The 25,451-nt window shown below is 51.0% G+C and carries 20 protein-coding genes and 1 CRISPR repeat array; of the genes, 6 read left to right on the forward strand and 14 right to left on the reverse strand.

What is annotated here, in order from left to right; all coding sequences use genetic code 11:
• Positions 1 to 18: 18 nt before the first annotated feature.
• On the reverse strand, positions 19 to 594 hold the full coding sequence (rpoE, locus tag L3K52_16005; protein ID UOG91678.1) for an RNA polymerase sigma factor RpoE: 576 nt from the start codon (positions 592 to 594) through the stop codon (positions 19 to 21).
• A 112-nt stretch (positions 595 to 706) separates the two neighbouring features.
• On the opposite strand from rpoE, the gene nadB reads away from it, so the two are divergent.
• A complete protein-coding gene (nadB, locus tag L3K52_16010) occupies positions 707 to 2,305 on the forward strand; it encodes an L-aspartate oxidase (GenBank protein ID UOG91679.1) in 1,599 nt (532 codons plus the stop codon).
• Between the two features lie 20 nt (positions 2,306 to 2,325).
• Here nadB and L3K52_16015 read toward each other — a convergent pair whose 3' ends face one another.
• The 12 genes from L3K52_16015 to cas3 form a co-directional block, all read right to left on the reverse strand.
• A complete protein-coding gene (locus tag L3K52_16015; protein UOG91680.1) occupies positions 2,326 to 2,607 on the reverse strand; it encodes a hypothetical protein in 282 nt (93 codons plus the stop codon).
• Entirely contained in the window at positions 2,592 to 2,825 is a 234-nt protein-coding gene (locus L3K52_16020; protein ID UOG91681.1) for a hypothetical protein, read from the reverse strand. Before L3K52_16020 ends, L3K52_16015 begins: the two co-directional genes overlap by 16 nt.
• A gap of 111 nt (positions 2,826 to 2,936) precedes the next feature.
• Positions 2,937 to 8,156: a CRISPR direct-repeat array (repeat unit 23 nt; unit sequence CTCCCGACCAATAAAGCCGGGAG).
• Positions 8,157 to 8,417: 261 nt separating this feature from the next.
• Entirely contained in the window at positions 8,418 to 8,708 is a 291-nt protein-coding gene (gene cas2 / locus L3K52_16025) for a CRISPR-associated endonuclease Cas2 (GenBank protein ID UOG91682.1), read from the reverse strand.
• Positions 8,709 to 8,779: 71 nt separating this feature from the next.
• A complete protein-coding gene (gene cas1 / locus L3K52_16030; protein ID UOG94025.1) occupies positions 8,780 to 9,238 on the reverse strand; it encodes a CRISPR-associated endonuclease Cas1 in 459 nt (152 codons plus the stop codon).
• Positions 9,239 to 9,268: 30 nt separating this feature from the next.
• Positions 9,269 to 10,276, reverse strand: a complete 1,008-nt coding sequence (locus L3K52_16035; GenBank protein UOG91683.1) for a transposase — start codon at positions 10,274 to 10,276, stop codon at positions 9,269 to 9,271.
• Positions 10,277 to 10,311: 35 nt separating this feature from the next.
• Positions 10,312 to 10,575, reverse strand: a complete 264-nt coding sequence (locus tag L3K52_16040) for a hypothetical protein (protein UOG91684.1) — start codon at positions 10,573 to 10,575, stop codon at positions 10,312 to 10,314.
• A 74-nt stretch (positions 10,576 to 10,649) separates the two neighbouring features.
• Positions 10,650 to 11,264, reverse strand: a complete 615-nt coding sequence (gene cas1, locus L3K52_16045; GenBank protein ID UOG91685.1) for a CRISPR-associated endonuclease Cas1 — start codon at positions 11,262 to 11,264, stop codon at positions 10,650 to 10,652.
• Positions 11,261 to 11,899, reverse strand: coding sequence for a CRISPR-associated protein Cas4 (cas4, locus tag L3K52_16050; GenBank protein ID UOG91686.1), 639 nt, complete (start codon positions 11,897 to 11,899; stop codon positions 11,261 to 11,263). Before cas4 ends, cas1 (L3K52_16045) begins: the two co-directional genes overlap by 4 nt.
• 6 nt (positions 11,900 to 11,905) lie before the next feature.
• Complete coding sequence (gene cas7c / locus L3K52_16055; protein UOG91687.1) at positions 11,906 to 12,793, reverse strand: type I-C CRISPR-associated protein Cas7/Csd2; 888 nt, start codon at positions 12,791 to 12,793, stop codon at positions 11,906 to 11,908.
• An 85-nt stretch (positions 12,794 to 12,878) separates the two neighbouring features.
• Positions 12,879 to 14,591: a type I-C CRISPR-associated protein Cas8c/Csd1 gene (gene cas8c, locus L3K52_16060; GenBank protein ID UOG91688.1), complete on the reverse strand. Its 1,713-nt coding sequence runs from the start codon at positions 14,589 to 14,591 to the stop codon at positions 12,879 to 12,881.
• Positions 14,588 to 15,250 (reverse strand): type I-C CRISPR-associated protein Cas5c, encoded by a 663-nt coding sequence (cas5c, locus tag L3K52_16065; protein UOG91689.1) that lies wholly within the window; start codon positions 15,248 to 15,250, stop codon positions 14,588 to 14,590. The genes cas8c and cas5c overlap by 4 nt, the downstream gene beginning before the upstream one ends.
• Positions 15,251 to 15,262: 12 nt before the next feature.
• Positions 15,263 to 17,536: a CRISPR-associated helicase Cas3' gene (cas3, locus tag L3K52_16070; GenBank protein ID UOG91690.1), complete on the reverse strand. Its 2,274-nt coding sequence runs from the start codon at positions 17,534 to 17,536 to the stop codon at positions 15,263 to 15,265.
• Between the two features lie 124 nt (positions 17,537 to 17,660).
• Between cas3 and purB the strand changes: the two genes are divergently transcribed.
• The 5 genes from purB to L3K52_16095 all read left to right on the forward strand — a co-directional run bounded on the left by purB (position 17,661) and on the right by L3K52_16095 (position 23,094).
• Positions 17,661 to 19,028 carry an adenylosuccinate lyase gene (purB, locus tag L3K52_16075; protein ID UOG91691.1) on the forward strand — a complete coding sequence of 456 codons (1,368 nt, stop codon included), beginning with the start codon at positions 17,661 to 17,663 and terminating at the stop codon, positions 19,026 to 19,028.
• Position 19,029: 1 nt separating this feature from the next.
• Positions 19,030 to 20,184, forward strand: coding sequence for a cupin domain-containing protein (locus L3K52_16080; GenBank protein UOG91692.1), 1,155 nt, complete (start codon positions 19,030 to 19,032; stop codon positions 20,182 to 20,184).
• 186 nt (positions 20,185 to 20,370) lie between these two features.
• Entirely contained in the window at positions 20,371 to 20,673 is a 303-nt protein-coding gene (locus L3K52_16085; GenBank protein UOG91693.1) for a hypothetical protein, read from the forward strand.
• 228 nt (positions 20,674 to 20,901) lie between these two features.
• Positions 20,902 to 21,603 (forward strand): response regulator transcription factor, encoded by a 702-nt coding sequence (locus tag L3K52_16090; protein UOG91694.1) that lies wholly within the window; start codon positions 20,902 to 20,904, stop codon positions 21,601 to 21,603.
• Between the two features lie 24 nt (positions 21,604 to 21,627).
• Complete coding sequence (locus L3K52_16095; protein UOG91695.1) at positions 21,628 to 23,094, forward strand: ATP-binding protein; 1,467 nt, start codon at positions 21,628 to 21,630, stop codon at positions 23,092 to 23,094.
• Between the two features lie 12 nt (positions 23,095 to 23,106).
• Here L3K52_16095 and pbpC read toward each other — a convergent pair whose 3' ends face one another.
• A complete protein-coding gene (gene pbpC, locus L3K52_16100) occupies positions 23,107 to 25,443 on the reverse strand; it encodes a penicillin-binding protein 1C (GenBank protein ID UOG91696.1) in 2,337 nt (778 codons plus the stop codon).
• Positions 25,444 to 25,451 lie beyond the last annotated feature (8 nt).

Consider the following 25,451-nt stretch of genomic DNA (forward strand, 5'->3'; position numbering starts at 1 on the left):
ACACTACTCTCGGGGGTTTTAGCCAAGTAAGGGTCTCAATACTTTATCAATCGACTCACGCGCTCGGAAAATCCGTGAGCGTACAGTACCTATTGGACAGTCCATTGTCTCTGCAATTTCTTCGTAGCTCATGCCCTCCAGCTCCCGCAGCATGATCGCGGTACGCAAATCTTCGGGTAAATCCTCAATGGCTTTCGACACGGTGGATTGAATCTCTGCGGTCAGCAACTCGCGTTCGGGAGTGGCATATTCCTTTAGAGCAGACTCACCCTCAAATTGTTCCGCTTCATGTGCATCAATATCGTTATCCGGCAAACGGCGATTCTGAGAAACCAGATAATTTTTAGCACTATTAATCGCGATGCGGTACAACCATGTATAAAAAGCACTTTCACCGCGAAAGTTTTTCAGCCCTTTATAGGCTTTAATGAAAGCTTCTTGCGCGACATCCTGCGCAGTATCGTGGTCATGGACATAGCGCAACACAAGGCTGACAACCTTGTGCTGATATTTTAATACCAACACGTCAAATGATCTTTTATCCCCGGACTGGACACGTTGCACCAGTTCGAGATCGGTTAGGCTCATGCCCATCAGGGCTTTACTCCTTAGTTATTATCTCTCTAAGACTATATGCTACATGCCACGCAGCAAGATTAGAATAGGTAAACCTGATCAATTCCGCACAGGAATAAGCGAGACAAATATGTATGATGTATTAATCATTGGCAGCGGCGCAGCGGGTTTGACCCTAGCGCTCAGTTTACCCAGCGATTGCAAGGTAGCGGTACTGAGCAAAGACGTGCTCACTGAAGGCAGCACGGTTTACGCACAAGGCGGTATTTCAGCGGTTTTGGATGCCACTGATAGCGTGGCTTCGCACATTGAAGACACCCTCAATGCGGGCGCAGGCTTATGCGATGAAGCCGCCGTGCGTTTCACCGTGGAAAATGGCGCAAGCTCCATTAAATGGTTGCTGGATGCGGGCGTGCCGTTCACCCGTGAAGATGACGATGCCAACCGCCTGCACTTGGCCCGTGAAGGCGGGCACAGCCACCGGCGCATTGCACATTCTGCCGATGCCAGTGGTGCAGCGATTGAACACACGCTGGTCGGGCAAGTGCGCCAATGTGCCAATATCACGCTGCTGGAACACCATATTGCGGTAGACCTTATCACTGCCCGCAAACTCGGTCATCGCAGCAACCGCTGCATTGGTGCGTATGTACTCAACCGCAAAGCCAAGCGCATTCAAACCCTGCAAGCCCGTTTCACCGTGCTGGCAACTGGCGGCGCCAGCAAAGTGTACCTTTACACCAGTAATCCCGATGGCGCGAGCGGTGACGGCATCGCGATGGCATGGCGTGCCGGTTGCCGCGTCGCGAACATGGAATTCATGCAATTTCATCCCACGTGCTTGTATCACCCGCACGCCAAATCCAGCTTGATCACCGAAGCGGTACGTGGCGAAGGCGGGCGTTTATTGCTCCCGGATGGCAGCCGCTTTATGCCACGTTTTGACCCACGTGCAGAACTTGCCCCGCGTGACATCGTGGCACGGGCAATCGACCATGAAATGAAACGGCTGGGCTTGGATTGTGTTTACCTCGACATTAGCCATAAGCCGCGTGAGTTCATTCTCAGCCATTTCCCCAATGTGTACGCCACCTGTGAAAAATTTGGCTATGACATGAGCAAGCAACCCGTGCCGGTGGTTCCGGCAGCGCATTACACCTGCGGCGGGGTGATGGTGGATCACGACGGGCATACCGATGTGGATGCGCTCTATTGCATCGGCGAAGCCTCCTACACCGGGCTGCACGGTGCCAATCGGCTCGCCAGCAATTCCTTATTGGAGTGTTTAGTCTATGGCAAATCAGCCGCGCAAGATATTGTCAGTCGCTTGCAAGAGCCGCCGTTGGATTTGCCAATTCCGCATTGGGACGAAAGCCGCGTCACCGATTCGGACGAACGCGTGGTGATTACGCATAACTGGGATGAAATTCGCCGCTTTATGTGGGATTACGTCGGCATTGTGCGCACCACCAAGCGCCTGCAACGCGCCCGCAACCGCATGGAATTGTTGCTGCGCGAAATCGACGAGTATTACGCCAATTTCCGCGTAACCAGCGATTTGATTGAAGTGCGCAACTTGGCCTTGGTCGCGTGGCTTATTATACGCTCGGCGATGAATCGCCCTGAGAGCCGTGGCTTGCATTACACGCTGGATTATCCGAAGACAAACGTTAAATTAGAGGGAATTCCGACGATTTTAGACCCAATCACGACTTACCATGCGCATTAGTTTCAATCCACTGAGGAGGGCTATTTGCCGGAGAGGAGTCTTTGGTAGTCGCTGTGTGTGCCTATCCATAGCCATAGGTAGTTGCCGTTGCCTTGGTAGCGTGCCAAAGCGCGATAATCTTGGCTGACTCGCGCCGCCCAGTAGGGTGTGCCGTGTTTGGGTTGGAAGCGGAGTGAGTGGTGGTGTGGATTGGCTTTGAGTAGTTGGTATTGTTTTTTGGCAAGTTGTTGGATGGCTTCTGGCAGTGCGTTGTAGTGTCGCCAGAAGCCGGGCGGGGCGTAGTGGGTTAGATCGGTTGGCATTGACCTGCCTCATACGCTTGGATGTCGGCGGCAAATAGCCTGTCAAGCCTGCCGCTTTCGGCATCGGTTTGAATTTGCTTGTCCCAGTCGTCGTCTTGTTCGTATTGATTGAGGCGCTGAAGTAGGGCGGTGATGCATTCAAGGCTGAGGATGACGGCTTTGGTTTTGCCGTCGCTACCCAGTATGTATTCGGGCTGTAGGTCTGCTATCGCAGTCATGGCGGTTTCCCCTTATGGTTTACTCGTGCTTTAAAGTGTAGGGCGGTGACAGAATTTGTTCAAGTGAATGGGTAAGTTTGGTGCGGGTTATGCTGTATGGATGCGGTGTGGTTCAATCCACTCCCCGACCAATAAAGCCGGGAGAATCAGCGATGCTCATTCAGCTAACTGCCATGTCTGAAGTCGTTTCAATCCACTCCCGACCAATAAAGCCGGGAGAATGGTCGTGGTAAGCCTTGCGCATCCACTTAGCTCACATCCAGTTTCAATCCACTCCCGACCAATAAAGCCGGGAGAATAACCACATGGAAGTGGAACTTGCGCGATTGATCAGGTTTCAATCCACTCCCGACCAATAAAGCCGGGAGAATCCTGCAAGCGCTGATCACGCGTGGCGGTACCCGAGCTGTTTCAATCCACTCCCGACCAATAAAGCCGGAGAATAATGCTAAAGCGAACGGTTAACGAATTGGTATCGAACCGTTTCAATCCGACTCCCGACCAATAAAGCCGGGAGAATACCAATGCGTTAACGTGCGCTCTGACCAGTATTGCCATGTTTCAATCCACTCCCGACCAATAAAGCCGGGAGAATGCGCGATAGACGCACCCAGCCACAAGACATGCGACTGTTTCAATCCACTCCCGACCAATAAAGCCGGGAGAATGCCGATAGCTCATGCACCACCTCCGTAATTCGACCTGTTTCAATCCACTCCCGACCAATAAAGCCGGGAGAATAGAGCGTTTGCTGATTATACATTTGAAATCGCTTGCATCAGTTTCAATCCACTCCCGACCAATAAAGCCGGGAGAATTTGGAAACCTGACCGATGCAATGCCGTGCGAACTGCATGTTTCAATCGACTCCCGACCAATAAAGCCGGGAGAATCTACCTAATCGCCACATCAAGCGGAGCTCACGATGTTGGTGGTTTCAATCCACTCCCGACCAATAAAGCCGGGAGAATCAACATCACCGTCAACAGCTTGCGTGACGTGACCGTCTTCAATCCACTCCCGACCAATAAAGCCGGGAAATGCGACACGTTGGTACAGCTGAACGCGCAAGTCAAGTTTCAATCCACTCCCGACCAATAAAGCCGGGAGAATGGCTGCTGGGCATAAAGGTTTTACTGGCAAGTAAAAGTTTCAATCCACTCCCGACCAATAAAGCCGGGAGAATGAATTCGGAACGTGCGACATATCGTCAAGTTCACTTGTTTCAATCCACTCCCGACCAATAAAGCCGGGAGAATCATGTGCGGATGGGTTTCATGGGTTAGCTCCTGAAGTTTCAATCCACTCCCGACCAATAAAGCCGGGAGAATGGCGTTAACGGCGGCTGACCGTTTTGACCGTGCGGTTTCAATCCACTCCCGACCAATAAAGCCGGGAGAATATCCTTGCAAACTACGGCGTAAATGGCGCAGTCGAGTTTCAATCCACTCCCGACCAATAAAGCCGGAGAATACAGTCGCTAACCGATTTCCAGCGTCGCCGGAGTTTCAATCCACTCCCGACCAATAAAGCCGGGAGAATCGCACGATGCCAAGGCCAGAGAGTCTGCAAACCGGGTTTCAATCCACTCCCGACCAATAAAGCCGGGAGAATGCGATGATGATGGCGAAGCGACCAGCCAAAGCGGTTTCGATTGACTCCCGACCAATAAAGCCGGGAGAATTAGCATTGCTCGTTGTCGCCAGCCTGCCCAGCTGCTGGTTTCAATCCACTCCCGACCAATAAAGCCGGGAGAATATACTGCCAGCATCGGTATCAGGTATGTATTCGGGTTTCAATCCGCTCCAGCGACCAATAAAGCCGGAGAGAATCCAATGATAACGACGTTGCCTTTACTGGTAAGCCTGTTTCAATCCACTCCCGACCAGAATCAAGCCGGAGAATCAGGATGCTGATCGCTGATCACGAGGTGCGTATCGTTTCAATCGACTCCCGACCAATAAAGCCGGGAGAATTGTGCGTTTAGCTTGTCACGTTCCAAGCTGGTTTGTTCAATTCATTTCCGACCAATAAAGCCGGGACGAACCCATGTGTATCGTCCAACAATAGACCAGAAAAGTTTCAATCGACTTCTCGACCAATAAAACCGGGAGAATAAAGATTTTAAGAAGTTGAATCAGGATTATCTACCTGTTTATTGATTTCTGACCAATAAAGCCGGAGAACAATTGACCGTTCTATTTAACCTCTCACCATTCAAAGGTTTCAATTTGACTCCCGACCAATAAAGCCGGGAGAATCTGTTTTTGTTGGTTAAGCAAATAAATGATTGCTACCGTTTCAATCCACTCCCGACCAATAAAGCCGGGAGAATCGTGGCTATCGGTTTTTTTGGGTTCCATCGCGGGGTTTCAATCCACTCCCGACCAATAAAGCCGGGAGAATGGTTTCGCTGTGCTGTTACTCTATTCACAGGTTTCAATCCACTCCCGACCAATAAAGCCGGGAGAATCGCTTAGCTAATGTAGTAATGGGTAAAGCACGTTTCAATCCACTCCCGACCAATAAAGCCGGAGAGAATCGCGGCCACCGAAGTGTTGCGAGGGTCAACCCATTGCCGCGTTTCAATCCACTCCCGACCAATAAAGCCGGGAGAATCCCCACAGCAGTCCCTTCGTGATGCTGGTAGGGTTTCCGTTTCAATCCACTCCCGACCAATAAAGCCGGGAGAATCGCGGCTATCAGTTTTTCAGGGTTCATTGCTGTGTTTCAATCCACTCCCGACCAATAAAGCCGGGAGAATTTTCAAAGCAGTCCCTTTGTGATGCTGTTAGTTTGTTTCAATCCACTCCCGACCAATAAAGCCGGGAGAATAGGTGCTGTACCGTCATCAGGTGCTACTGTTGCACCGTTTCAATCCACTCCCGACCAATAAAGCCGGGAGAATCCCGCATTGTAATACGGGGGATACCAATTTAGGTGTTTCAATCCACTCCCGACCAATAAAGCCGGGAGAATTTGGTATGTAACGCCTAAAGCCCTTTTTCCGGCGGTTTCAATCCACTCCCGACCAATAAAGCCGGGAGAATGTGCAGCAAATTGTCCAGTTTTATAAGCTAACCCGTTTCAATCCACTCCCGACCAATAAAGCCGGGAGAATGCGGTGAGGTGTTGGCTATAGAGATTGGTAAGGGGGTTTCAATCCACTCCCGACCAATAAAGCCGGGAGAATCCACCGACTAACGGTAATGTGGCAGAGTCGGCTTGTTTCAATCCACTCCCGACCAATAAAGCCGGGAGAATTCTGCATAAACTGGCGCTTGAAACATCAGCATTAAAGTTTCAATCCACTCCCGACCAATAAAGCCGGGAGAATTTTGTCTACTTTCTTGTTTTGTTCCTGATTTGTTGTTGTTTCAATCCACTCCCGACCAATAAAGCCGGGAGAATTTTGATACCTTCATGCCGGTGTGATGATATGCAAGTTTCAATCCACTCCCGACCAATAAAGCCGGGAGAATCCAGCCGGTAAAGCCTACGCTGATTTCACCATTGTTTCAATCCACTCCCGACCAATAAAGCCGGGAGAATCGAACCGCTGTTGTAGGTTAGTCAATGTATCCATGTTTCAATCCACTCCCGACCAATAAAGCCGGGAGAATGGAGAGTATTTTTCAGGGTTATAATTATCAACTGTTTCAATCCACTCCCGACCAATAAAGCCGGGAGAATATCTGGCTCACCAGCGCATAGGCATCTGGCAACGGTTTCAATCCACTCCCGACCAATAAAGCCGGGAGAATCCGGGGTTTATCCCCAATTCGCCGGGTTACGACGGGTTTCAATCCACTCCCGACCAATAAAGCCGGGAGAATCCTAATTCATTCTTAGGCTAACATCACACAAGCGTTTCAATCCACTCCCGACCAATAAAGCCGGGAGAATAATGTCGCCTCGAAAAAGTGAAGTTTTATCGGGGAGTTTCAATCCACTCCCGACCAATAAAGCCGGGAGAATAACACGCGAATCGGCAGACTACGGCGCATTGCACCGTTTCAATCCACTCCCGACCAATAAAGCCGGGAGAATTTCGCTCATTTTGCACCTCTATTGTGCGTTTTTGGGTTTCAATCCACTCCCGACCAATAAAGCCGGGAGAATATTGATTGATCTTTCCACGGTGTACGCAATCACAGTTTCAATCCACTCCCGACCAATAAAGCCGGGAGAATCCGATGTAATGGGTGGTGTTATCGAAACAATCGGTTTCAATCCACTCCCGACCAATAAAGCCGGGAGAATCTTTTTCTTCGGCCTTGGGAGGAGGTGGGCAGTGTTTCAATCCACTCCCGACCAATAAAGCCGGGAGAATATTAGACGTTTTATCAGGTCAACTCCCACCAGACGTTTCAATCCACTCCCGACCAATAAAGCCGGGAGAATGTAATACCACACGGTGATGGAAACATCACACCAAAGGTTTCAATCCACTCCCGACCAATAAAGCCGGGAGAATCCACAAGGTAGCCATTATGACTAGGTGCGTTTTCGGTTTCAATCCACTCCCGACCAATAAAGCCGGGAGAATTGTATGGATACAATCGAATTTTCTAGCTGTGACTTGTTTCAATCCACTCCCGACCAATAAAGCCGGGAGAATTTTGAAAAACAGTAGTGTTATTGTTGGTGATAATGGTTTCAATCCACTCCCGACCAATAAAGCCGGGAGAATTGGGGTAGTGTCGGGTTCGCCTGACTGCCATTTGTTTCAATCCACTCCCGACCAATAAAGCCGGGAGAATTGCATATTTATACTCCTTAACGTAATGATATATGTTTCAATCCACTCCCGACCAATAAAGCCGGGAGAATTTAGAGATTTTTCGTTCTTGTGATTTATTATAAGTTTCAATCCACTCCCGACCAATAAAGCCGGGAGAATGGTATTGAGCTTGGTTTTTACATCCTCATTAAGATGTTTCAATCCACTCCCGACCAATAAAGCCGGGAGAATAACCCGCAGTTTGTGGGTAAGGACGATGCAAGACGTTTCAATCCACTCCCGACCAATAAAGCCGGGAGAATTTCTATCGTTTCTGAGATGTTGGAGAACGGCAAAGTTTCAATCCACTCCCGACCAATAAAGCCGGGAGAATAGCAAATAATACAGAGGTAAACGATAGATAAATGTTTCAATCCACTCCCGACCAATAAAGCCGGGAGAATTCACGGAAACTAACGTAACCGGTTTATCCGTAGGTGTTTCAATCCACTCCCGACCAATAAAGCCGGGAGAATTAAGCCAGGCCGCAAACCGTGTGGCAAGCTATTACGTTTCAATCCACTCCCGACCAATAAAGCCGGGAGAATCGCCCAGATGTAAGGGCATAAAATACAAGAGATTTTTGACGAGGTTGCGCGAACCGATAAGGCGGGGATGAGAGGGATGGTTCGCGGCGAGGATTCATGGTTTCGTTCCAAGTAAAATCAACGGGTTGCGATTCCGCGAAACCCCCAGCGAATTCGCCATCGCTACGGGTTCGCGCAATACACGTCAGCGCTAATTATACCATAAATCCATACAAAATTGCGCTAGGATTATGATCCATAACGCATTTCCACAAAAAATAATCACAGAATCAATGGTGCATCAAAGTCAGTCGCCCGAAACTTCCCAAACTCCTTCACATTCTTGGTCAGCGGCTCAGTCAAACGGTAAATCCGCAAATTATCCTCCGTCAGACTGATCTCCTTTAGCAGCGCGTCCTGCAAAATTTCCAGCGTCATCGCATCCACCTTGCACTCAAACACCGACTTCTGCACCCGTTGCCCATAGTTCTGGCAAACCTTCGCCACCCGCCGCAACCGCTTCCGCCCCGCCGCCTCCAACGTAGAAACATCATAACTCACCAAAATCAACATACTGCACTCCATCTTATAGCCCCTCGCCCCTTGAGGGAGAGGGGTTGGGGTGAGGGGTTCTTAATCTTCACTCATTTGTTAAGGAACGGGATATATGCCTCTACATCCCCGCGCAAATACCGCGCCAACATCCGCGCCTGAAGCAACGGCAACAAACCAATCTCCACCTGCGACTCCAACACCGGATGCTGCAAAGTTTCCTTTTTACGCTCCTGATACGCCAAAATCACCGTTTTGCGCCCCGTATCATTCAACATCACCGCCCCACCGGGGCGAAAATCAAAATCCTTCTGGCGCAACTGCCCACGATTGATCAACGTCAACGCCAAGCGATCCCCCAGTACCGCCCGAAACTCCTCCAACAAATCCAACGCCAACGCTGGGCGACCGGGGCGCACCACATGGAAAAACCCCAACTGCGGATCAAGCCCCACCGTCTCCAACGCACTGCGGCAATCATTCCCCAGCAGCGCATACAGGAACGAAATCAGCGCATTGACCGTATCCTTCGGCGGACGGCGACTCCGCATACGCGCCAACTTAAGCCCCTATCCCCTTGATTAAACACGGCTCAACGCCATTTCTCGGCATTGGTTCAACAGAGCAAGAATGGGGCTGGGTAAACATTGCAACGTCCGCTTTCTGGGGCGTTCGCTCAAACTCTTGATATTGTCATCCGCAAAGCGTGCATCGACAGGAAAACAGGCTTTGATGCCTGCTTTGAGGTCGTCCGCGACGGTTTTCCACAGTCGCCAATCAGTGAGTTGGCGGGGATTGTCGAGTTTACGTTTGGCATTGGCAAAGCGACTTTGCGTCATCTTTTCCAGCACGGCTGCGTACAATAATTTGCCGTGTAGATACAGCTCAGCCAGTTTTGAGCCTTTGTGCGCCCGTAGTTCATCGACATTCAGCAAACTTTTGAGGCGTTTGATCACTAATTCAACCTGCCAGCGGACACGATAGAGTGCAGATGCGGTGGTGGTACACAGCACTTCAGGCGGTAATGACGTGAAAATCAGTACCCATTCGCTCAGGCAAAGGGCTTCCGTGCTGGGGTTACGTCCTTTGTCTTTGGCGCGTTGTCTGGCTTTGCGCCGCGCTTCAGCAGCTTTTTCTTCGGGTAAGGGGATCGCGTGAAGGTAGCCCTGAATGCGTTTGTTGCCATGACATAACCAAACCGGCACACAACTGGGGCGTTTACCCAGCTTACGTAAGCGCGTGTACCAGTCGATTTTGACTAGGTGTCCGGTATCATCCCCTTTGCCATCTTCATACAGGTTCATGCTGTGGGCGTTGTAGCGTAATACCACATCACCGCCTCGGTCGATGAAAGGGACAAGCGTTTTGGGTTGGTTATAACCCCGGTCAATCAGCACCACATCGCCTGCTGCCAACGTGTAATGGTCGAGGTTTTCGCCTTCTTTATCGGTGGTGACTTCCACTTGATGCAGGCTGAGGTTGATCAAATCAATCGCGATATGCAGGCGATAGGTCGTGGCAGTAGCTCCCGGTTCTTGCACGGTCGAGCCATCAATGACGATGAAGCGCAGTTTGCCGCTATCGACCACCTCGCTTAGCCCAAATACGCCTGCCAGCAGGGATTTTACCCACGGAACACAGGCTTCCAGTCTTTTTTTACCGCCGTGTCACTGAGGTAGCCCTGCCTCTGGGCGACCTCCCCGGCGCAACTGCGTAGCGACAAGTCCAAACCGCAGTACGCCAGCACTAACTGGAGCAATTGCAGCGGGCTTTTGATCTTGCGGGGACGGGCGAAGGCTTTGAAGGCATACGCTTGTTCGTGATAATCGGCTGGCAGCACTTGCAGGAATTGGGCAAAACGGGTATCTAATAATGGTGGCAACTTCATGGGAACTTTCACTTTGGTCGGTAAAAGCATCTGTGTGGGGTTGCCACATCTTGTTTGCAAGAGGAAACAAGGGGTTAGGGGCTTAAGTTGGCGCGTATGCGGCGACTCCGCCCCTTGTACTCAAATTCCTCGCGCATCTGCGGCTTGATCATCGTATTGAACTGTTCAAAATACACCCGCGCCGCATCGCCTTCCAGCCCCAACACCGACGCCGCCGATTCCGCATGAGCCAGATTGCGCAAATTGATACCCAGCGACTTCGCCGCCCGCACCAACTGCGCTTTAGCCTCCTCATCCTTGCTATCCCGCGCACTGCGCAACAACACATTCCGGCTATTGCGCAACTTCCCCGCAATGAACGCCTTGCTCAATGCCAACGCCGTTTCCACCCGATCAGCCGCCCGAAACTGCGCCTGCCGCAACAAAATATTGCCATTCACCGGCCCTTCAACCCGCGCCTGAAACCGTGCGTGTTCATTCAACCACACAATGCTACGCCCATCCTCCATACACCGCGCCATCAACGCCGGGCTAATCGCCACCCGCCCCAGACACACAATCGCCCCCAAATGATGCAGCGGCACTTGATGCTTTTTCACCTTTTCCACCGACAGCACCAACGTTTCGCCCTCCAATTTCAGGTACGCCCCATCAGTCGACACATACAAGGTATTGAGCAATGACTTCACACATCCCCCTCATCTTCGACATCAAATAGCGACTGCTGCAAACGGCGGATACGGCTGCGACTCCCCACCAAATCCGGCTGGCAACTCTCCTGCAACGAACATTCCTTACACAACGCCCGCTCCTCCACAGGCGGCGGCATCTGCCCCGACTCCAGCAACGCCCGCACCTTCGCAATCAAACCAATAGTGAATTCACGCAACTCCGGCGTAATCGGCACAGCGCGGCGACGACGGCTTTTATGGTGGAAAACCGCCCCTTCCGGCACAGCCCTACCCGTCATTTCCTCCAAACACAAAGCCTGCCCCACCAATTGCACATCATCGTGCATCTTTTTCTGGCGCGAACCCTGCTTGTATTCGATGGGGTAAGGCGTGCCGTCGTCGAGAAATTCCACCGCATCCGCCCTACCCGTCAGCCCATAACGTTCGCTGTACAACGGCAACGAACGCTCCACCTGCACTCCGTATTCCGTGCCACTTTCGCCGCTATCCACGCGCTCATGCGCCAAATTGCCGCGCACCGTATGCACATTGTCATCAAACGTCTGTTCCTGATGGATCAGCGCACACTGGCGCGGGCAATAGCTGTAGTGTTGCAGCGCGGAAAGCATGATGGGAGTGAGTGGTTCGGTCATAGACAGTTACCCAACCAACGTCAGCAGTTCCACACCATTGGGCAGATTGTCCGCATTCACCGAAACGGCATAATCACTGAAGCTACGCGGCACACTGTTTTTGTCTTTCAATTCAGCCTTAATGCGCTCAAACAAACTGAACGCCTGCGCATTACCCAATTTGCTTTCATGCTTGAACACATACAAGCCACGGGTCGCCATTTCGCCACGGGCAGCGGAACGGTCATGCTCAAACATATTGCCGAGTGCTTGCCACAACAGTTCTAGGTCGGTATCAGAAAAACCTGTCTGATCGGCTAAATGTGCAGAAACGAAACCGTGCGCAACATACAAACCATACGGCACGGTGAACTTGCGCCCCATCGTGCGGTTGTCACCATCCTGCTTTTCTGCTTCTTTTTCTGTCGCTACTGCCATCCGAGTAATCGAATGTTCACTAGCGATAACCGGATCAACCGAACGGGCGAAGGTGATTTGTACCGGCCCACGTACCTGCCCACAGTTCACGCCCGTAGACATGACCGCGCCAAAAGTCCGCACGTCAAAGAAGTTATGGCACATCCACTGCCGCGCTTCTTCCACCTTGTCGCCGCCTTTGCGTTTCTTATCATCGCCTGCCAACATTTCCGCCCCACCGGGAATGGCTTGGTAAGCGCGTTCGTGCTGCTTGTTCAGAATGGCTTTTTCCTTGACGTAGATTTCGTAAGGCGGCTGTTCTTCTTTCAGCAACCCAATGAAATTGCGGACTTTGCGTTTCAGGCTAACATCCGTCACCAAGCCTTGCCCGGTTTCTGCATCGACACGCGGCAAATTGCCTGCATCCGGGTCGCCATTAGGGTTGCCATCTTTCACATCAAACAGCAGTACGAAGTCATAACGGTTTTGTAAGCTCATAACAATTCTCCTTGTGTCCCAGTTTCATATTCAGGTTGGGCAGTTTCAGTTTTAGTATGCTTCTTGTTTCAATCCGCACCAGATTTCAAGCATCTGGCGTATGTTCGCGTTTCTTGAAAAAATCTTGACGCTGGTGGTAGTAACCAATCGCAAAACGCCCTTGATCAGCTAAGGGTAAATGGGCTGGGAAATCGACAATGCCGCCCATAATTTCGCCCAACAGCTTTTCAAAGTTACTGACTCGCCCCTTGTTATCCAGCTTGCTCAAATGATGGTTTTTCAATTTCAACAGCGTGGAAAACACAGTGACAGGTGTGGCAGAAGCAGCCCCGTAATAACGGTCACGGATGGTGGCATTAATACCGGGTTGGGCTTCTTCCTGTATTTTTTCCAGCACCGCAAACAGACGACCTAAACGGTAGCCCGTATTTGAATTTTCAAGATCAAGTGACACGGCAAGATTCTCCGTTGGGTTAAGTCGGTTCAAATAGGCTTTGATCAAAGCCGCCCGTGGGTAAGTGACTTCCTGTTCTGCACGGATACGCCGCACAGCCGAAGCCAATAATGTTTGTGGGTAAGGCAAGCCTTCCAAAATGCAGCGGATTACATCACCTGCCAGATTGGGGGGAACATTCTCTGTTTTTCCCAGCAACGCGGTTGAGCGTAACAACAACCACAGCGGCAGAAATTCCACATCGCGTTCGCTACGGTCAATCTGCAAATAGTCAAAGTGATCGACGATGCGCTGACTGACTTCCCGTACTGTTCCCACATGCCAGAAACGGATGCTGATACGTGCCGCATTGGGTGCAAGCCCCAGAATAAAAAACCGGGTTGTTTCGCCCAACGCAGGATTGCGCCCGTATTCTTGGACAGCTTTGTACAAGGCTTTCACCGCGTTGGTATTGCGGTCTGGATTATCTTTATTGTTATCCGCCGCACCCCACAGCGCGGTGAAATCATCCACCAGCGAATGTTCTTGCTCAGCCCAGAAAACGGTGGAAGCATCGCCCACCTGCATCCGTTGCGTAGAATCTTTACTCAGCAAGTGATTCAACGCCGTGGTATAGGCAAACGCCGCTTCTTTACTGACAGGCGCATTGAAACTCTGACTCTTGCCGTAAGACGTAAACGCATCAAGGTTAAAAGAAATGATGTTCGCCCCAGAACTTTGCGCCCCCCACACACCTTTGATGGAGGGGTGCAGGCGTTCAATCTCGGCTTGTTCGCCCGTCAACAGGCAAGTAGCTTTAGCGTTATCGTCACCGCCTGCACTCATCAATGCCGCTTGAACTTTGCGGCTTTGGCAAACCAAATGCAGTTGCCCTTGCAAACGAAACGTCAGGTTAGGATTGGTGGCAGCAATTTCTTCCCATTGCGGTTGTTGCTGCAAGGTTTCGGTATCCAGATTTTCCAGAAAAGCCAATACCGCCGCGATGCCCTCATCCTGTTCTGCAATATCCAATTGGCGGATACGTTCGGCAAAAGCGGCTTGCTGTTCCTTTACCCGCTCTGGCTTGCCTTTGGTACCAATACCCAACACGTATTCGGCGTTATCCCATAGCAGATTGGCAGCAACACCGGAGGTTTTTTTGACCCCTTGCGGCACACGCTCAGACTTTGCCCGCTTCTTTTTGCCATCACCCGTGCGGGTATCTTCAATCTGCGCCAGTTTGCCATCGGCAGTAATTTCCAGAATGAAGGGGATTTCTTTGTACTCAAATCCGGCTGGTGCTAAAGCAGAATCGGCATTGGCTGATTTGCGTTGGTAGTAATCGTAGAGTGCTTGCAGAATCATCCGCGTATCTCCTCGCTGTCCCATGCGGGGATGTGAATCACACCGTCCTGCATTTTTGCCTGAAAGAAGCGCGGCATCGGATTGGCTGTATCGGCAAAATCCATGTCGTACAGCATCCAGCCCAGCTCCCGTGTTTCTGCCAATGGTTGTGTGAGAACTGTTTCGTCTTCAACCAAACGGAAGTCACAGGAAAATTCGCGTGTGCCAAGGTACGGCTGATTGAAACATTGCCCTTTGCTGGCACGGCGTTTAAACATTTCGGCAAACTTGATCGTGCTGTTTTCGGGGTTGTTATTCAGCATTTCAAAATCAGCGTGAAGTCGGTAGCGCACATCCCGCAAGAACAAACCTGCTCGTTGTTGGCGGTCTTCCTCTACATACATGCCGAGGTTGCCTTTGCCCTGCTTCATCGCGGATTTGACTGCCCCGGCAGGTACAACCCCTGATACCTCATTGCGGCGCAAATTGATCCAGCGAATCGGCTTCAACACTTCAATTTTGCGGATATGCCAGCGAATCGCAGGCTTCCACAAAATCGACTCGAATACGGCGCGGGCGGCAGAAGGCGTGATGACATCGTAAGATACACGTTCCACCTTCATTTCCGGTCGAGTGAAGCAGGCAAAATCACCTGTTACTTCCAGACAAAAAGTTTGCATAGTCGCAAAGCCTCAAATGTATAAGGATTCAGCAGATAGTGACACACCATCCACTAATAAACCAAGTTTTTGATCGTATAATCCCGGCGTAATTTGCTCGTAAATACCGGGAAGATTGGCAAACTCGCGAATGTTACCCGCCTGTAGCAAGCGCTTTTTCACCTGCTCACGCACGGTTACGGTGTGGCGTTGTAGCTTCCGCATCAGGTTACGTTTCGGCCCGATGATTTTCAGTTGTTCAATCAGTTTTGCACCATCACCGTATGTCACCAGCACTGCTGAACCTTCGTCATCAATTAGCCGAAAACGTTGGGCTGCCGTGCGGAACTGGATTTTTAATTCACGCGCATTCTGACTAAGCAAATCGACAATGCCATGTTTATCCCGCGATTCTGCTCGCGCATAAAAGTGTTCAAAGTAAATCTGAAAATGCGAATGGTGTAGCGGTGCTTGGGTGAAAGTTGGTAACAAGGAACGGCACACCGTCACCGACCGCCCCAGATGCCCCGGTAGTTTGGCATTGAGTGGCGGCACGAACACAACCACGCGCCCTTTTTCCGACAGCTTGCCCTCACGGTTGCAACGTCCGGCGGCTTGCGCAATGGAATCAAGCCCAGCTAACGCCCGGTAAACCACGGGGAAATCCACATCAACTCCGGCTTCAATCAACTGCGTACTGACCACACGAACCGGCTCACCGTCTTGCAAACGCTGGCGGATTTCTTTTAACTTCTCGGAACGGTGTTCCCCACACAAATTGGTCGTCAGGTAGTAAGTCTCAGGAGGCAACAAACGACACAGTTCCGCAGCCTGCTGTTTGGTATTGACGATAACCAGCACAGAATCCAGTTCAGCAATTTCCTCTGCCACATCCTCCCACGAACGTTCTGTTATCAAATCGTCTGGCAATTCGACTTTTACCCGCTCCAGTGCAGCAAACAATGCTTCAGGATCAGGCATGATTTCGGTGATTTGCTCGGCTTCAAAGCCTTTCACTACTGCACTACCAAATGTATCGTGGTAAGTGTGTAACGCTGGTTGAGTAGCTGTAGAAAGAACGAAGGTCACACCGTAATGCTCTACCAGAGCTTTCATCACGCCCAAAATCGGGTTCAGGAATTCCGGCGGTAACAATTGCGCTTCATCCAACACGATCACGCTGTTTGCCAAGTTGTGCAGCTTGCGGCAACGGCTAGTACGGCTGGCAAACAGCGATTCAAACAGTTGCACGTTGGTGGTAACAATAATCGGCGCATCCCAGTTTTCCGCCGCCAAGCGGCTTTGCGCGTCTTCCTTGTCGGGGTCAAGATTGCTGTGATGTTCCACCACGCAATTACCAAAGATATGGCGGTAGATATTGGCGGTTTGCTCAATTATGCTGGTGTAGGGGATGGCGTAAATGACGCGCTGCTTACCGTGCCGGATCGCATGTTCAAGCGCGAATGCCATACCAGAAAGTGTTTTACCACCGCCGGTTGGTACGGTCAGGGAAAATATACCAGGTAGTTTTTCTGCTGCTTTCCGGCAATCACGCAAGATTTGTGTACGCAAGCGGTTGACTGGGGTATCTGCTGCTTTTGCTGCAAAGCCTGCCATGTGGTCGTTGAATCCAGTCAATAAGCTATTCAGGTCAGGGTATTGCCCGCGCAAATCCTGTTTGTCCGGCTGCATGAAGGTTTCGGTATCCAGAAAATCCGCATCAACTAGGCAAGAAAAAAGCATTCGTATCCACAACGCTGCATTATCAATGCCCCCCACAGGGGCAGACGTAGGCATTTTGGTTTGCAGGATGTCATCAGGAACAGGAGCTTGCAGAGCTTTATCCAAATGGATGCCATCTTGCAGGATTTCTTCCAATGAACGCCCGTCAGCATCATCTTTCACCCAATCTGGCAAACCGGAGTGATGACCCGCAATCAGATAGGCAAGAATTCTGCCCAATGCGGGATGCTTCTGTACGGCATACAACGCACCAGCAGCGGAGTGATTGACTTTGCCGGGAGCATGGTCGGTTTCAATGTGGGCATTGGCGGCGACATAACCTGTCTTGTCACCGATGTAACGTTGGAATTCAGGATTGTATTTGCCGAGGTCGTGCCAGATTCCGGCAACATGCGCCCAATCCTTGCCAAACAATGTCGCATAGCCTGCTGCTAATTTAGCAACGTCATGCAGATGCTCATCCAACCAATGCTCAATTGGCAGCCCCTTTTCATCAAAACGCACATGCGCTATCGGACGTGAATCTTCCACTTTGCCCCCAATGTAAACTTCACTTGTGCGCATTATTTAACACATCTTATGCCCATTACAACAACAACTATCTACCATCATCCACATTAACAGACTTAACACCCGATGAATTTGCGGTACAATCCCAGCCTTTCAGACTTTTGGCTCAGGATACCGCATGGAACTTTCTGCACTCACCGCTCTTTCCCCTACTGACGGGCGTTACGCCAGCAAAACAGCGGCGTTGCGCCCGTGGTTCAGCGAATACGGTTTGATTTACCATCGCGCTCTCGTGGAAATCCGCTGGCTGCAAATGCTCGCGGCACACCCGCAAATCCGCGAAGTGCCCGTATTTTCAACGGAAACCAACGCCTTTCTGGAAAGCATCCTAAGCGGCTTTAGCGAAACCGATGCGCTGCGCGTCAAAGCCATCGAGCGCACCACCAACCACGACGTGAAAGCGGTCGAATACTACTTAAAAGAAAAAATTGCAGGGCAAGCCGAGCTAGAAGCGGTCAGCGAATTCATCCACTTCGCCTGCACGTCCGAAGACATTAATAACCTGTCTTACGCACTCATGCTCAAAGGCGGCATGGAACAGGTGATTCAGCCAGAACTCGCCGCCACCCTCGGCGCAATCCGCCAACTCGCGCACGATTACGCCGAAATTCCGCTGCTGTCACGCACCCACGGGCAACCCGCCACCCCGACCACCTTGGGCAAGGAAATGGCGAATACCGCCTACCGCCTGCAACGCCAACAACAACAGATTCTTGCCACGCAATACTTCGGCAAAATCAATGGCGCAGTCGGCAACTACAACGCGCACCTCAGCGCCTACCCCGACATTGACTGGCAAGCCACCGCCGAACAATTCGTCACCTCGCTCGGCTTAACCTGGAATCCGTACACCACCCAAATCGAGCCACACGATTACATCGCCGAAACCTTCGACGCGGTAGTGCGCTTCAACACCATCCTGATCGACTTCTGCCGCGACGTGTGGAGCTACATTTCCCTTGGACATTTCAAGCAAAAAGTCATCGCGGGCGAAGTCGGCTCTTCCACCATGCCGCACAAAGTCAACCCGATTGACTTTGAAAATGCCGAAGGCAACCTCGGCATTGCCAACGCATTAATGACGCATCTGGCACAAAAACTGCCGATTTCACGCTGGCAACGCGACCTCACCGACTCCACCGTCTTGCGCACCCTCGGCGTAGGCTTGGGGCATTCCTTAATTGCCTACCAATCCGCCTTAAAAGGTATCAGCAAACTCGAAGTCAACGTTGCCAGCACCGCCGCCGACCTCGATGCCAACTGGGAAGTACTCGCCGAACCCATCCAAACCGTCATGCGCCGCTACGGCATCGAACAGCCCTACGAAAAGCTCAAAGCCCTGACCCGTGGGCAACGCATTACGCCAGAAGGCTTACGCGAATTCGTCAATACGCTGGATATGCCGCAGGAAGCCAAAGATGCGCTGATGGCGCTGACGCCAGCAACTTACATCGGCAATGCCATTGCGCAAGCCAAGGCGGTGTAACATGGCTGGCATGTTTGGTGACATTTCTGTTGAAGCATTCCTGCGCGATTACTGGCAAAAAAAGCCGCTGCTGATCCGCCAAGCCTTACCCAACTTCCAATCGCCCATCACGCAAGACGAACTCGCGGGTTTGGCGTGTGAAACCGACACCGCCCGCATTGTTATCGAACAAGGCGGCGCACACCCGTGGGAAGTGCGCCACGGCGCATTCGACGATGACGATTTCAGCAACCTGCCGGAAACGCATTGGACATTGCTGGTCAACGACACCGATCAGCATTTGCCCGAATTAAAAGCCATTATTGAGCCGTTCCGCTTTATCCCCGACTGGCGCATCGACGATTTGATGATCAGCTTTGCGGTGGAAGGTGGCTCGGTTGGCCCGCATGTTGACCAATACGACGTCTTCCTATTGCAAGCGCAAGGGCAACGCCGCTGGCAAATCACCACGCAACCCGCTCACCCCAACAATTTCCTGCCTGACTTGGATTTGCGCATTATGCGCAACTTTCAAGCTGAACAGGAATGGATCGTCGAACCCGGTGACTTGTTGTACTTGCCCCCCAACGTGCCGCATTACGGGGTCGCGCTGAACGAATGCATGACCTATTCCATCGGTTTCCGCGCCCCTTCGCAAGCGGATATGCTGGAAAAATTGCTCGAAGACTCACTGGAAAATACACGTTTACAGCAACGTTTCACCGATACCGAGCGCACGCCACAGGCCAATCCTGGCGAATTAACGGCAGCGGACATGGATAGGTTGGTGGATTTTGTGGTCGATGCGTTGCCACAAGATGAACAATCCTTGCAACGTTGGGTAGGAAAATACCTCACGACCCCTAAAGCCAGCGCACAACCTTGTGAAGTAGAACCCATTAGCCGCGCGGAACTCAGCCGCCTCATTCGGCAGAAAAAACGCTTTGAAAAATCACTGGACGCGCGCTTACTGTACTTTTCATCAGCCAATGAGATACACTTATTTGCGAATGGTAATCATCAGCAACTTGACAGCCAACACATTCAATTTATTGAATACATGTGTCGATCCGCCACACTGTTGCATAAAGATTATTCGCACTTTTTAACGAACACGTCCTGCTTTGACACACTGCAAGAACTGCTGACAAACGGTATTTTCACAGTAAAAAAGTAATGCATTTAAGCCTGATGGTGTTTAAAGATTTTTCTATAATTATCAGCATCATGCATAAAATCAATTAATCATCATTCACCTCAAGTTCAGTTTTGGTTGATTAATATACTTAACGATAATTAACTCATTTCTATTCCGGCGTAGTTTTAGAGTTTTGCTAATTTTTTATGTAACAGGGGAAACACGATGGATTTCAAACAATCCATATTTGCTGCTTTATGCAGCGTAATGGTAGTGGGTGCTACAAGCGCACTGCTGCCTAACATTGCGGTTGCCGCAGACAGTGAAAAGAAAATTTCGCTGAAGCGCACCAACCCCAATGAACCGATAGGGCGGGATGCGGTGCTCTCGAAAGTGAAGGCCACCTACAAAGGTCGCGTACTTTCTGTTCAAGAGAAGCCTTCGCCCGACTATCCAGATTGTCACATCGTGCGGATGCTGGCATTAGATGGTGAATACTTAACCATAAAAGTTGCTTGCAGCGACTGAAGAATCCGCGCGAAATCGTTGAAAAATAGCGAATAACTTATTTAAATACCCGAAATTCAGCCCGAATCTTCGGGTATTTTTTTATAATTTTTATTAATAACTGCTATTGACTGTTTTTTATTACCTATAAGCTGGTGTATGATTGCGTCTTCGGAGCTTGCTGATTAATTAAGGCTCCTGTATACGTTGAAACGATAATCCGTTGACCAATCACAAAAGAGCCGTGTTATGCGCGTATTGATAATAGAAGACGAAAACATCATCCGCGAGCAAATCGCTGACAATTTAAAAAAGAGTGGGTTTACTGTTGACTTGGCTGCTGACGGTTCTCAAGGGCTATACGTTGCTCTTGAATATCCCATTGATATTGCAGTGATTGACTTAGGATTGCCCCAATCCAAAGGCAGCCCGGTTAACAATGACTTGGGTTTGGATATTGTCCGTGCTATCCGTGCTAAGGGCTTAAGTTATCCTATCATTATTCTGACCGCCCGTGACCGCTGGCAGAGCAAGGTTGAGGGGCTGGAAGCCGGTGCTGACGATTACGTCACTAAACCCTACCAGAACGAAGAACTCATTGCCCGCCTGCGCGTACAATTGCGCCGCACCGGACGTTGGACGCAAGCCGAACTCAGTTGCGGCCCGATTCGCCTAAATACCTCCGAACAACGGGTGTATGTCAACGAAACGGAAATCACCCTAACGGCTTATGAATACCGCGTATTGGAACATTTAATGTTGCACGCGGGTGAAGTGATTTCCAAAACACGCCTGACTGACAGCTTGTACGAAGAAGACACCGACCGCGATAGCAACGTGATTGAGGTATTTATCCGCCGCTTGCGCATTAAATTAGACCCGGATGATACGCTTAAGCCAATCGAAACCTTGCGCGGGCGCGGCTACCGTTTCACCTTAACCCGCACGTAAACTTCAGATCCGGTAGCAACCCCTATGCTAAGCTCCTTACGTAGCCGCCAACTCATCAGTGGGTTTGGCGTTATTATGGTCGGCATCCTGATGCTAGGTATCATGCTGCACTGGTTTTCCTACAGTTATAAAATTGATCAAAAAAAGGCCGAACTGAAAGAAATATCATACGACGTATTGGGGTATTTGAACTTTCAGGACGGTCAATTTGACATCTTGCCAGACGCAGAGATGGCGGCCAAAGCTCAGCAAATGATCAGTGAACACAATTTGGATGATGTGACCCAAAATCATTTCGCGTATGTGATCAATATCGACAAAGCTCAAGTGGTGTGGAGCGCTTCTACGCTCAGCAAGCCCAATGATTTGGTCGACGAAGATTATTACTTGCGCTTCAAAATCAGTCAGGTATTAAAAACCAGCTTTGAACCCACATTCGATCAGCTCAAACCCTTGCCACCTAAAAATAAGCTAAGCTTGGAAGACGATCTAAACATGCGACAAACGTATGATCAGGAGTATTTATTGGCGATTCAAAGCTTTTTCAAGCCCGAATACGGCACGTTCCAGTTTATTGTGGGCGTTTCTATCGCGGATATTGAAAAAGAAATGCAGGACATGCGCCAAAAATTTGCGATCTTATTGTTTCTATCCGCCGTACTGGTATTGATTGCGCAACTGGCGCTGAGTTTTTGGGTGGTCGCCCCGATTAAAGAATTTGAGAATGAAGTCAAAGCGATTGAGGCCGGTGCACGCGATAGCATCCATGACCATTACCCTGAAGAATTAATTCCCGTCAAAAACGCGCTGAATGGTTTATTGAGTTACGAAAAAGGCCAAAAGCAGCGTTACAAAGATACTTTGGATGATTTAGCGCATAGCATCAAAACCCCGTTGACCGCGATGCAAAACCAACTGGATCAATTGCGCCGCGAAGCCAACTTAGATCCAAGCTACAAAATTGCTGCCACGGTATTTGAAACGCAAATCGAACGCATCCGTGAAATCATTGGGCATCAACTGCGTCGTGCCATGGTAACAAACCAAGGCGCGATGATTTTATCCCAACCAGTACGCCCCGTGCTGTTCCGATTGCGCGAAACCTTGCAGAAAGTTTACCGCGACAAACCCTTTGAAATTCGCATCAATGTCGACGAATACGCCAAGTGCCGCATGGATGCCGAAGACATGATGGAACTGTTTGGCAACCTGCTGAATAATGCCTGCCGTTTCTGCAAAGACGTGGTGGAAATTTCTGCGCATCACGAAGACAACCTGCTAGTCATTGATATTGATGACGATGGCATGGGTTTTCCGCTCAATAACCCCGCAAAATTATTGCAACGCGGGATTCGTGAAGACAGCAAAAGCGATGGTCAGGGCATTGGCATGGCGGTCAGTACCGAAATTGTATCAGCCATTGGCGGCAAAATTGAACTGCTGGTGTCGCCGTATGTGGGTGCGCGGGTACGCTTGCATTTGCCGGTATAAGTGTAAGATGCTTCAGGGTTGGCTGATAACGCGAATGCTGACTTTATCCACCGCTCCGGCGGTGTCAAATACCGTCAATTCGTAATCGCCTGCCCGCGTAAAGGTGTGGCGCAAACCACTACGCGCGGTATCCACGCCAACGGGTTCGCCATTCACCAACCAAAAATACTGACCTTCGCCACCGTCCGCCAGCAAATCCAACGTTACACCGTTGTTGGGTTGCCCTGCGGCTACTTTGGGCAAATACAAGCGCGTGCTGCTATCCAAATGCCGAACCGCCAATTGTTTCCCGCCCTGATACGCGCTACCGGGCGGGCAACTGCTATCAAAAGCAGGCAAGCGTATTTTTTCCAACAAAGTATTGGCTAACCAAGGCTGCAATTCCAACGGCCATTGAGCGACTTGTCGCGCCATACGCGCCGGGACATTGCAAGCCGACGTTACCCGCAAGCCGGTGGCGGGGTTAATCCAATACGTCTGCAAACCGGCTGACCATGAATAGTGCTGAAAATGCGGCAAGGTTGGAGGCACATTGCCGTTCAAAATCCACGCTTGCTGACGGACATGGCAATGTTCCGGGGCAGTTTGCGCCGCACTTTCCCCCAAAGGCCAACAAATATCCGTTTGCGTCACACTTGCCGGACGGCGACGGGTATTCATGCCCGACTGCTTGGGCAATGCCCGAAATACGTCAAATAAAATCGGGCCTGCCGCCGCAACCCCCAAACTGCCGGGTAACGGCGTACCGTCGGGGCGACCTGTCCACACCCCAACCGTGTAGTAATCGCTCACCCCAATCGCCCAAGCATCCCGAAACCCGTAACTGGTTCCCGTCTTCCAGGCCACACCCGCTGCATTAATACTGCCCTCTGGCGGCGGAATCGCCCGCAAGGTTTCCTGAATTATCCACGCTGCCCCTTCGGACAACATCCGGCGTTCTTCGAGCGGATCATCCGCCACAAAGCGCGGCTTAATGCTAATACCGCCACGCCCTAATGCGGTAAATCCCCGCACCAAATCTTCCAAGGTCGTGCCAGCGCCCCCCAAAATCACGCTCAAATTCGGCTCAGCGTGTTCGGGAAAACTGATCACCACCCCGCCATGACGCAGCCGCGCCACAAACACGCCGGGTGTCAAACGTTGCAAGATGTCCACCGCAGGCACATTCAACGATTGCTGCAACGCTTGCGCCACGCTCACCGCCCCCGAAAAATGCCGGAAAAAATTCTGCGGGGCATAATCATTCAATTTCAGCGGCACATCACTCAACAAACTCGCCGAATGCAGCAAGCCATCATCCAGCGCCATGCCATACAAAAACGGCTTCAAAGTCGAACCGGGGGAACGCACCGCCTGCACCATATCCACATGCCCAAAACGTTCGGCATTGTGGAAATCCGCCGATCCCGCATACGCCCGCACGTAGCCCGTGTGATTTTCAAGCACTAAGACCCCGACAGAAGCCTTCTCCGGCAAACTGTTCACGCGGGTACGCAATACATTGTCGACCGCCCACTGAATATTCGCATCCAAGGTGGTTTGCAACCGTGACACTTTGTCGGCAAAAGCGCGGATTTTCATGCGTTCCGCAAATAACGGCGCTTTCATCGGCTGTTGGAAACGCAATTTCATCACGGGTTCAACCATCGCATCCGCTACCGTTTCTTGCGACCAAACGCCTTGTGTCGCCATACGGTGCAGGACTTTATCGCGGTAACGTTGCGCCAATTCGGGGGAACGATCCGGGCGCAAACGCGAGGGGGCTTGCGGCAACACGGCTAATAATGCCGCTTCTGCATGACTCAGCGCTAACGCAGGTTTGTGTAACCAGGCAAAACTGGCGGTTTGCACGCCTTCGATAGGGCCACCGAAAGGCGCAAGGTTGAGGTAAAACGTCAGAATATCCGTCTTGCTGTAATGCCATTCGAGTTGTAACGCCCGAAACATCTGCCGAATTTTCCCACTCACGGTACGGTCATGGGGGTCTAAAATTCGCGCCACTTGCATGGTCAGCGTCGAACCACCCGAAATCACCCGCCCGCCTTGCAACCATTGCCAGCCTGCTCGCACTAAAGCGAACGGATTAATGCCCGGATGCTGATAAAACCAACGGTCTTCGTAGGTCAGCAATGCCTCGACATACAAAGGCGACACTTCCGCTAACGTCACCGGATAGCGCCACACGCCTTCATTGTCTGCAAAAGCCCGCAACGGGGTTCGATCTTGCGCCAGAATCAACACACTGCGCACCCGCTCAGGCTCCGGCAGCGGCCACCACCAATCTGCCAATACAAACAGCAACAGGCATAGTAGCGCCGAGCCAGCCGCCCTTATCAGATAGGTGCGCATTATGCGTT

This window comes from Candidatus Thiothrix sulfatifontis (assembly GCA_022828425.1).
In the GTDB taxonomy this organism is placed as follows: Bacteria; Pseudomonadota; Gammaproteobacteria; order Thiotrichales; family Thiotrichaceae; genus Thiothrix; species Thiothrix sulfatifontis.

Excerpts from the sequence above, each read along its gene's own strand:
- rpoE (UOG91678.1), bottom strand. The coding sequence starts at position 594 with ATGGGCATGAGCCTAACCGATCTCGAACTGGTGCAACGTGTCCAGTCC.
- nadB (UOG91679.1), top strand. The coding sequence starts at position 707 with ATGTATGATGTATTAATCATTGGCAGCGGCGCAGCGGGTTTGACCCTA.
- L3K52_16015 (UOG91680.1), bottom strand. The coding sequence starts at position 2,607 with ATGCCAACCGATCTAACCCACTACGCCCCGCCCGGCTTCTGGCGACAC.
- L3K52_16020 (UOG91681.1), bottom strand. The coding sequence starts at position 2,825 with ATGACTGCGATAGCAGACCTACAGCCCGAATACATACTGGGTAGCGAC.
- cas2 (UOG91682.1), bottom strand. The coding sequence starts at position 8,708 with ATGTTGATTTTGGTGAGTTATGATGTTTCTACGTTGGAGGCGGCGGGG.
- cas1 (UOG94025.1), bottom strand. The coding sequence starts at position 9,238 with ATGCGGAGTCGCCGTCCGCCGAAGGATACGGTCAATGCGCTGATTTCG.
- L3K52_16040 (UOG91684.1), bottom strand. The coding sequence starts at position 10,575 with ATGAAGTTGCCACCATTATTAGATACCCGTTTTGCCCAATTCCTGCAA.
- cas4 (UOG91686.1), bottom strand. The coding sequence starts at position 11,899 with ATGACCGAACCACTCACTCCCATCATGCTTTCCGCGCTGCAACACTAC.
- cas7c (UOG91687.1), bottom strand. The coding sequence starts at position 12,793 with ATGAGCTTACAAAACCGTTATGACTTCGTACTGCTGTTTGATGTGAAA.
- cas8c (UOG91688.1), bottom strand. The coding sequence starts at position 14,591 with ATGATTCTGCAAGCACTCTACGATTACTACCAACGCAAATCAGCCAAT.
- cas5c (UOG91689.1), bottom strand. The coding sequence starts at position 15,250 with ATGCAAACTTTTTGTCTGGAAGTAACAGGTGATTTTGCCTGCTTCACT.
- cas3 (UOG91690.1), bottom strand. The coding sequence starts at position 17,536 with ATGCGCACAAGTGAAGTTTACATTGGGGGCAAAGTGGAAGATTCACGT.
- purB (UOG91691.1), top strand. The coding sequence starts at position 17,661 with ATGGAACTTTCTGCACTCACCGCTCTTTCCCCTACTGACGGGCGTTAC.
- L3K52_16080 (UOG91692.1), top strand. The coding sequence starts at position 19,030 with ATGGCTGGCATGTTTGGTGACATTTCTGTTGAAGCATTCCTGCGCGAT.
- L3K52_16085 (UOG91693.1), top strand. The coding sequence starts at position 20,371 with ATGGATTTCAAACAATCCATATTTGCTGCTTTATGCAGCGTAATGGTA.
- L3K52_16090 (UOG91694.1), top strand. The coding sequence starts at position 20,902 with ATGCGCGTATTGATAATAGAAGACGAAAACATCATCCGCGAGCAAATC.
- L3K52_16095 (UOG91695.1), top strand. The coding sequence starts at position 21,628 with ATGCTAAGCTCCTTACGTAGCCGCCAACTCATCAGTGGGTTTGGCGTT.
- pbpC (UOG91696.1), bottom strand. The coding sequence starts at position 25,443 with ATGCGCACCTATCTGATAAGGGCGGCTGGCTCGGCGCTACTATGCCTG.